The following is a 7,239-nucleotide window of genomic DNA, read 5'->3' as shown; positions in this document are numbered from 1 at the left end:
GGGGGTTTACTCGCTATAGTCCGGCCCCCGGGCTTTGGCGGAGTTATCCCCCCCCGGGGGGCCACCCCCCGTACAGGGGGTGCCGCCCTCGGGCGTTTCCCGGTCCGCTGGAAGCCGGTGGTGTCGAGCGAGCAGTCGAAGGGCTCGGGGATCTGCAGGGGCTTGCCGAAGGACACCCTCGTACGCGAGCGGTATCCCCGGATGAGCTCGGCCTTGAAGCCGTCTGGCGTGTCCATCTCCTCGGCGGTCGGCGGTGCGCAGGAGCGTTTCGAACGCCGGCGGTGCCGCCTGCTCCATCGGTGTGGCCCGTTCGGTCATGATCGTCACCGTTGTCCTCCGCGCGGCGTGCCGTGCACCGGGCGTGAGCCCCGTTCCAGGCCAGTGGCGGGAGGACGGTCCCGCCCGGTCCCCGGGACGGGTCACCATCGAACGGGTGGCTTTGGTTGACTGGGGGGATGAGCGAGTTGTTCGTGAAGATCTGCGGGTTGAAGACCGGGCCGGACGTCGACGTGGCCGTGGGCGCCGGGGCCGATGCCGTCGGGTTCGTCTTCGCTCCGGGGAGCCCCCGTACGATCGGCGCCGGCGCGGCGCGGGAGCTCGCGGCCCGGGTGCCGGACCCCGTGCTCACCGTCGGGGTGTTCCGCGGGCAGCCGGTCGACGAGGTGCTGCGGCTGACCGAGGAGAGCGGCGTACGGGGAGTGCAGCTGCACGGCGACGAGGGCCCGGAGTACTACGAGGCGCTGCGCGCCGAGGGCCGGACCCTGCTGCGGGCCACCGCCCTGCACGTCGGCCGGTGCGGGGAGTACGGCGAGGACCTGCTGCTGATCGACGCGCCCGACCCCGGCTCCGGCAAGCCGTGGAACTGGGGTTCCGCGGAGTTCACCGCGCCCGAGGGACGCTGGCTGCTGGCCGGCGGGCTGACCCCGCACAGCGTGCGCGAGGCCGTGGAGACCACCGGCGCCTGGGGCGTGGACGTGTCCAGCGGCGTCGAGAGCGCGCGCGGCGTCAAGTCCCCGGACCTGATCCGCGCCTTCATCGACGCCGCCCGCGGCTGATCCGGGCGCGGGGGGGGGGGGGGGCGTGCGCGGGGGGGGCGGCTTCGGGGCCCCCCCCCCCGGCGCCGCCGACCCGACCGCGCCGGACCTCGTACGCCGCTGCTACCGCACCGGCCGGGTCTGGCGCGGCGCCCTGCTGGAGAACGCCCGCTATCCCGACACCGCCGCCGAGGTCCTCGTGCTGCGGACCGGGCGCCCGCTGGCCGTGCCCGCCACCGTCCTGGCCGGGTACGACGGCTCGGCGGGGCGGGGGGCGCTGCGCTGGCTCGCGCGCCAGGCGGAGCTGGCCGACCGGATCGGCGCCCGCTTCGAGGTCGCCGAACCGGCGGGACACCTGGTCATGCTGGACCGCCCGGACCGGGTGGCCCGGGCGGTCCTGGACGCCGCGGTGCCGTGGGGGTGGCCGTAGCCGTGGCCGTGGCCGTGGCCGTGACCGCCGCGGTGCCGCGGTCGTCGGCGTGCGGGCGGGGTCAGCGCCTCGCGTAGACCTTCTCGACGAAGCCCGCCAGCTGGTGCTCGTCGAGGTGCTGGGCCAGGTCGGCCTCGCTGATCATGCCGACCAGCTTCTTGTCCCTGATGACCGGGAGCCGCTTGATCCGGTGGCTCTCCATCTCGTCCAGCACATCGGTGACGTCGGCGCCCGCGTCGATCCAGCGCGGGGTGCCCTGAGCCATGTCACCGCAGGTCATCTCGGCCGGGTTCAGCCCCTGGGCCACACAGTTCACGACGATGTCGCGGTCGGTGATGATGCCGCACAGCCGTTCGTCGGCATCGCTGATGGGCAGGGCGCCCACGTTGAGCCGGCTCATCAGCCGGGCGGCCTCGTCCAGGGTCGCGGTGGCCGGGAGCCACTGGGCCCCGGGATGCATGATGTCTGCCGCTGTGGTCATTGCCGCCTCCTGAGCATGCCGGTGCGGCCGGACGCGGACGCGCCCGTCCCGGCACCCTCGGGAGGCCGGTGGGTGGGAGGGCCTGATGAGGGCGCCTCCCACCACCGTACGGGCGTGGCCCGTCACCCGCGCGGTGCGGCCCCGCGCTGTTTCAGCATGTCCGCCATGAGGGTGAGCTCCGACTGCTGCGCCTCGACCATGCCCCGGGCCAGCGCCCGCTCGGCGGGGGTCTCGCACTGCTCCGCACAGCCCCGGGCCATCGCGACACCGCCCTTGTGGTGGTCGGTCATCAGCTGGAGGAACAGCACCTCCGCGTCCCGGCCCTCGGCTGCGCCGAGCTGCGCCAGCTCCTCCTTGGTGGCCATGCCGGGCATCAGCGCGCCGGGTTTGGTGACGGCGCCGCCCATGTCGTGGCCGCCCATGTCCTGCCCGGCCATGTCGTGCCCGGCCATGTCGTGCCCGGCCATGTCGTGCCCGCTCATGTCGTGGCCACTCATGTCGTGGCCACCCGTGTCGTGTCCGGCGTGCCCCCCGCCCTGCTGCTCCGGGGAGGCCATCCAGGACATCGGCGGCTCGCCGGCAACCACCTTCGGCAGCCCCCACAGGTCCAGCCAGCCCAGCAGCATGCCCCGCTGGTTGGCCTGCGTATTGGCGATGTCGTAGGCCAGCCCGCGGACCGCCTCGTCCGTGGTGCGGTCCCGCACGATGAACGACATCTCCACCGCCTGCTGGTGGTGCACGGCCATGTCCCGGGCGAAGCCCGCGTCCGGCGAGTACTGGCCCGGCGCGCGGGCCGACGTACCGGAACCCTCGCCTTCGCCGCCGCTCGCGGAGGCGACCGTGGCCGCCACCGCGAACAGCAGCGCGAGCAGGACGGCCGTCCCGGCCACCCAGTACGTACGGGTCGTACGGGCCGTACGGGTCACTTCTCGGCCAGCCCGTTGGTGCAGGCCGCGCCCGGCTCGGGGGTCTGCGGGCCCTGCACGTACTTGGTGAAGAACTGGGCGACGCGGGGGTCGTCCGCCTTGTCCACGGTCAGCTGCTTGCCCCAGGCGCTCAGCATGATCGTGCCGGCCTGCTCCTTGTCCGGGCTCATCAGCGTGTACGGGGTCTTGGACACGGTCCCCGCGAGGGTGTCCAGGTCGCCCTTCGACGCCTTCTCGTTGTACGTCACCCAGACCGCGCCGTGCTCCAGCGAGTGAACGGCGTTCACCTCGGGGACCGGGTTCTTGTAGACGTCGCCGTTGCAGTTCATCCAGCGGGGGCTGTGGTCGCCGCCGACCGGCGGGTTCATCGGGTACGTCACCGGGGTCTCGACGTGGTTGCGGCCCAGCGTCTTCGCGTCCCAGCTCTGCTCGCCGGTCACCGGGGCCTTGCGGGCCGCCGCCGCGGAGTTCGCCTTGTCCTTCTTGTCGATCATCACCCAGGCGCCGAAACCGATCAGTCCGGCGGTGACGGCCGCCGCGGCCGTGACCGCGAGGACCGCGTTGCGCCGGTCGCGGGAGCGTTCGGCGCGGCGCATCTCGGCTATGCGGGCCTGGGGGGAGTTGCCGTCGTACGGGGTCCTGCTGGCCATGTGCCCTGAATCCTTCTGCTGAGGGGGGTGGAGGATGGATCCGGTGGAGCGCGGTACGGCGCCCGGACCGGTCAGGTCCGCAGCACTTGGAGGGCATGGAGGTCGGGGGCGCGGGCGAGCGTCCCGGCCGGCCGGGACGGCCCGGCACCGGCGGTGCGCGCGACGGGCGGCGGGGCCGAGCCCGGCAGGGTCACGGCGGGCGGCGGGGCGGGCAGTACGCCACGGGCCACGTGCGAGAACGGGGAGCAGCCCGGCAGCTCGCCCGGGGACACGCAGACGGCGTGCGCCCCGTGCCCGCGCACGGCGCTCGCCGCGCCCGGCCCGCCGGCCCCGGACGCACCGGCCCCGGACACGCCCGTCACGGCGTGCGGATCGCCCGGCCGGACGCACAGGAACAGCGCTCCGAACAGCACGGAAAGGGCGACCACGATGACGGCGCGCCGACGTACGTGACGCCCGATGCGCGCGTGTCGTGTGTGCTCCCGGCCCCCCATGGGCGCAGATGGTAATGCTCATGACGGGCCCGAGGTCAGTGCGGGGGTGCCACCAGCTTTCAAGGGTGCGTAATGTGGCGGAAACCGCGGCTGGCGATACTGGGCCCGCCCGACTGTGCCCCCGCCCTCGGGGGAGGTGGTACACAGGCCGTCTGAACTGCGAGGATGAAGGCATGGACAAGCAGCAGGAATTCGTCCTCCGGACGCTTGAGGAGCGCGACATCCGCTTCGTGCGCCTGTGGTTCACCGACGTACTGGGCTTCCTGAAGTCCGTCGCGGTCGCCCCCGCCGAGCTGGAGCAGGCCTTCGACGAGGGCATCGGTTTCGACGGCTCGGCCATCGAGGGCTTCGCGCGGGTCTACGAGTCCGACATGATCGCCAAGCCGGACCCCAGCACGTTCCAGATACTGCCGTGGCGCGCCGAGGCCCCCGGGACCGCCCGGATGTTCTGCGACATCCTGATGCCGGACGGCTCCCCCTCCTTCGCCGACCCGCGGTACGTGCTCAAGCGCATCCTGAACAAGACCTCCGACCTGGGCTTCACCTTCTACACCCACCCCGAGATCGAGTTCTTCCTGCTGAAGGACAAGCCGCTCGACGGGACCCGCCCGGTGCCGGCCGACAACTCCGGCTACTTCGACCACACTCCGCAGAACGTCGGCATGGACTTCCGCCGCCAGGCGATCACCATGCTCGAATCGATGGGCATCTCGGTCGAGTTCAGCCACCACGAGGGCGCCCCGGGCCAGCAGGAGATCGACCTCCGCTACGCCGACGCGCTGTCCACGGCCGACAACATCATGACCTTCCGCCTCGTCATGAAGCAGGTCGCGCTCGAACAGGGCGTCCAGGCCACCTTCATGCCGAAGCCGTTCTCCGAGTACCCGGGCTCGGGCATGCACACCCACCTCTCCCTCTTCGAGGGGGACCGCAACGCCTTCTACGAGTCGGGCGCCGAGTACCAGCTCTCCAAGGTCGGCCGCTCCTTCATCGCGGGCCTGCTGCGCCACGCGGCGGAGACCGCGGCGGTCACCAACCAGTGGGTCAACTCGTACAAGCGCATCTGGGGCGGCTCCTCCCGCACGGCCGGCTCGGGCGGCGAGGCCCCGTCGTACATCTGCTGGGGCCACAACAACCGCTCGGCCCTGATCCGCGTCCCGATGTACAAGCCGGGCAAGACGGGCTCCTCCCGCGTCGAGGTCCGCTCGATCGACTCCGGCGCCAACCCGTACCTCACGTACGCGGTCCTCCTGGCGGCCGGCCTCAAGGGCATCGAGGAGGGCTACGAACTCCCGGCGGGCGCCGACGACGACGTCTGGGCCCTCTCCGACGCCGAACGCCGCGCGATGGGCATCGAACCCCTCCCGCAGAACCTCGGCGAGGCCATCTCCCTGATGGAGCGCAGCGAACTGGTCGCCGAAACCCTCGGCGAACACGTCTTCGACTTCTTCCTGCGCAACAAGAAGCAGGAGTGGGAGGAGTACCGCTCGGAGGTCACGGCCTTCGAACTGCGGAAGAACCTGCCGGTGCTGTAACCCGCGGGTGGCCGGAGCTCCGGGCCGGTGGTCGTCGACCGTCGGCCCGGGGGCTTGTCCGGGGGGTGCTCACTTGCTTCGGCCGCCGAAGTGGCCGCTGAGTTTGGCGGCGTTTCCGAAGCGGTCCACGAGCGTGGGGTCGATGGTGGTCGCCACGAGTCCGACGAGCAGGAAGAGGAACGTCTCGACGGCGGGATTCGCGGACGTTGCGAACCAGGAGAGCGGGTCGGCGAGGATGGCCCAGGCCGAGCCGAGGATGAAGAGGATCCCCGTGACCTGGCGGACGCCCCGGGCGACCCGCTTGCGGGTCAGTTCCCTTCCGGAGACCTCGATGGCGAGGTTCCCCCAGTTCCCGTGAGCGGCATCGACGAGGCCGAGGGTGAAGGCGCGGCTCATTTCGTCCAGGCCTTCGCCCGAGGCGGCTTTGGCCTTCCACGCGCGTGCGGCGGCCGCCACCCCGTCGCACAGTGCGAAGACCGCCGCGTCCGCGGCGCCGTCCCCGGTGCGCAGGCTCCTCTTCCAGCGGCCCTCCGCCAGTGCGGCCAGCCGTTCCAGTCCGGCCAGGATGTGCAGCCTGCCGGGGCTCGCCAGGTAGGGGCGGAAAGCCCCTTCGCCCTCCGGCGTCGGGTCTGCCGCCGCGGACCGGGCGAGGAGTGACAGGTCGAACAGTTCGAGCAGGATCAGTGAGGACGCGAGGGCGCCGGCCGGTTCCCTGGGGCCCACTCTCGAAGGCACCGCGCCGGCGGCGGACACGACCAGCCGCCACAGGACCACCATGGCGAACGCCTTCAGTGCGTAGAGGGCGCACACGTCCGCGTGTGCCGCATTGTTCAGGGGCATGTCCTGGTACGCGCTCTGCGGGGCGGTGGCCCATTCCAGGATCCAGGGCCGCCACTCCTGGCGGAGCGTCAGGCAGACCGCGGCCGCGACGGCGACGAGGCGCCAGAGGGTTTCCGTCCAGGGCGCGACGAGACGTGCGGCGGCCAGCGCCACACGGTGGAGGCAGAGGAGGAGGAAGCACAGGAGGCCGATGGTGATGACGCCCGTGGCGGGGAAGCCGTTGAAGTCGGAGATCGCGAACATCCAGGGCCGGATGACCCATATCGGCAGCACGCAGGTGACGAAGAGTGCCGGCAGCACGAAGCCCGGGTGGGTGTAGCGGAATTCGTGCACCACCGTCGCCCAGCTCGCCCTGGAATGGGTGCTCCAGTGCGCTGACCGCACGGCGCGCCGCACCGCCGCCGCGTCTTCGGGGGAAAGGTCCTCCAGAGCGTCGACCCCGCGGGCACGGGCGTCGGCGTGCACCCCCAGTTGCTCGGTGCGCCTCTCGGTCAACGCCTCGAACGCCGCGATGCGTTCCTCGTACCAGAGGTCGGCGACTTCGCTCGTGCGCTGCGGCGGGGGGTCTTCGGGATGGCGCATCGACCACCAGTGGACCGCTCTGCGGCGTAAGGCGGTCCGGACTCTGGCCGGTGCCTGCGAGAGAGCGGGCCGCTGCTGCCGGCCGGACGTGTGCGACGGGTGGCCCCCCGGGTCCGTCATCCCGATTCCCCCTGTTCGGAGTGACTGCGTACCGCGCGACGTTAACGCACGGCTGTCGGGACCCGGGGCGCGGAGGTCAGGTCCGGGGGAGGGCCGGGTGCCAGGTGGTGCGGGTGGGTTGGGTGGGGTCCGGGGTGGCGGGTGGGG

General features: G+C 72.2%; 7 protein-coding genes and 1 pseudogene. 3 read left to right on the top strand and 5 right to left on the bottom strand.

Annotated elements, in window-relative coordinates; genetic code table 11:
- Positions 1-455: 455 nt before the first annotated feature.
- Positions 456-1,055 (top strand): phosphoribosylanthranilate isomerase, encoded by a 600-nt coding sequence (locus tag ACFXA3_RS16345; RefSeq protein ID WP_385187288.1) that lies wholly within the window; start codon positions 456-458, stop codon positions 1,053-1,055.
- Positions 1,056-1,074: 19 nt separating this feature from the next.
- Positions 1,075-1,464, top strand: a pseudogene (locus ACFXA3_RS16340) (alpha/beta fold hydrolase); the annotation flags it as partial.
- Between the two features lie 61 nt (positions 1,465-1,525).
- Here ACFXA3_RS16340 and ACFXA3_RS16335 read toward each other — a convergent pair.
- The 4 genes from ACFXA3_RS16335 to ACFXA3_RS16320 all read right to left on the bottom strand — a co-directional run bounded on the left by ACFXA3_RS16335 (position 1,526) and on the right by ACFXA3_RS16320 (position 3,949).
- Positions 1,526-1,945 carry a CBS domain-containing protein gene (locus tag ACFXA3_RS16335; RefSeq protein ID WP_385187286.1) on the bottom strand — a complete coding sequence of 140 codons (420 nt, stop codon included), beginning with the start codon at positions 1,943-1,945 and terminating at the stop codon, positions 1,526-1,528.
- Between the two features lie 122 nt (positions 1,946-2,067).
- A complete protein-coding gene (locus ACFXA3_RS16330; protein ID WP_385187284.1) occupies positions 2,068-2,871 on the bottom strand; it encodes a DUF305 domain-containing protein in 804 nt (267 codons plus the stop codon).
- Positions 2,868-3,521 (bottom strand): DUF3105 domain-containing protein, encoded by a 654-nt coding sequence (locus tag ACFXA3_RS16325; RefSeq protein WP_385187282.1) that lies wholly within the window; start codon positions 3,519-3,521, stop codon positions 2,868-2,870. Before ACFXA3_RS16325 ends, ACFXA3_RS16330 begins: the two co-directional genes overlap by 4 nt.
- Before the next feature lie 71 nt (positions 3,522-3,592).
- Positions 3,593-3,949 carry a hypothetical protein gene (locus ACFXA3_RS16320; protein ID WP_385187280.1) on the bottom strand — a complete coding sequence of 119 codons (357 nt, stop codon included), beginning with the start codon at positions 3,947-3,949 and terminating at the stop codon, positions 3,593-3,595.
- Positions 3,950-4,188: 239 nt separating this feature from the next.
- On the opposite strand from ACFXA3_RS16320, the gene ACFXA3_RS16315 reads away from it, so the two are divergent.
- Positions 4,189-5,550 carry a glutamine synthetase family protein gene (locus tag ACFXA3_RS16315; RefSeq protein WP_266788554.1) on the top strand — a complete coding sequence of 454 codons (1,362 nt, stop codon included), beginning with the start codon at positions 4,189-4,191 and terminating at the stop codon, positions 5,548-5,550.
- Between the two features lie 69 nt (positions 5,551-5,619).
- On the opposite strand, the gene ACFXA3_RS16310 is transcribed toward ACFXA3_RS16315, so the two are convergent.
- Positions 5,620-6,972: a hypothetical protein gene (locus ACFXA3_RS16310; RefSeq protein WP_385187278.1), complete on the bottom strand. Its 1,353-nt coding sequence runs from the start codon at positions 6,970-6,972 to the stop codon at positions 5,620-5,622.
- Positions 6,973-7,239: the final 267 nt, after the last annotated feature.

It is taken from the genome of Streptomyces sp. NPDC059456 (assembly GCF_042750055.1).
Lineage (GTDB): Bacteria > Actinomycetota > Actinomycetes > Streptomycetales > Streptomycetaceae > Streptomyces.
This window is presented reverse-complemented; position numbering and strand designations above follow the sequence as displayed.

Excerpts from the sequence above, each read along its gene's own strand:
- ACFXA3_RS16335 (WP_385187286.1), bottom strand. The coding sequence starts at position 1,945 with ATGACCACAGCGGCAGACATCATGCATCCCGGGGCCCAGTGGCTCCCG.
- ACFXA3_RS16345 (WP_385187288.1), top strand. The coding sequence starts at position 456 with ATGAGCGAGTTGTTCGTGAAGATCTGCGGGTTGAAGACCGGGCCGGAC.
- ACFXA3_RS16325 (WP_385187282.1), bottom strand. The coding sequence starts at position 3,521 with ATGGCCAGCAGGACCCCGTACGACGGCAACTCCCCCCAGGCCCGCATA.
- ACFXA3_RS16315 (WP_266788554.1), top strand. The coding sequence starts at position 4,189 with ATGGACAAGCAGCAGGAATTCGTCCTCCGGACGCTTGAGGAGCGCGAC.
- ACFXA3_RS16310 (WP_385187278.1), bottom strand. The coding sequence starts at position 6,972 with ATGCGCCATCCCGAAGACCCCCCGCCGCAGCGCACGAGCGAAGTCGCC.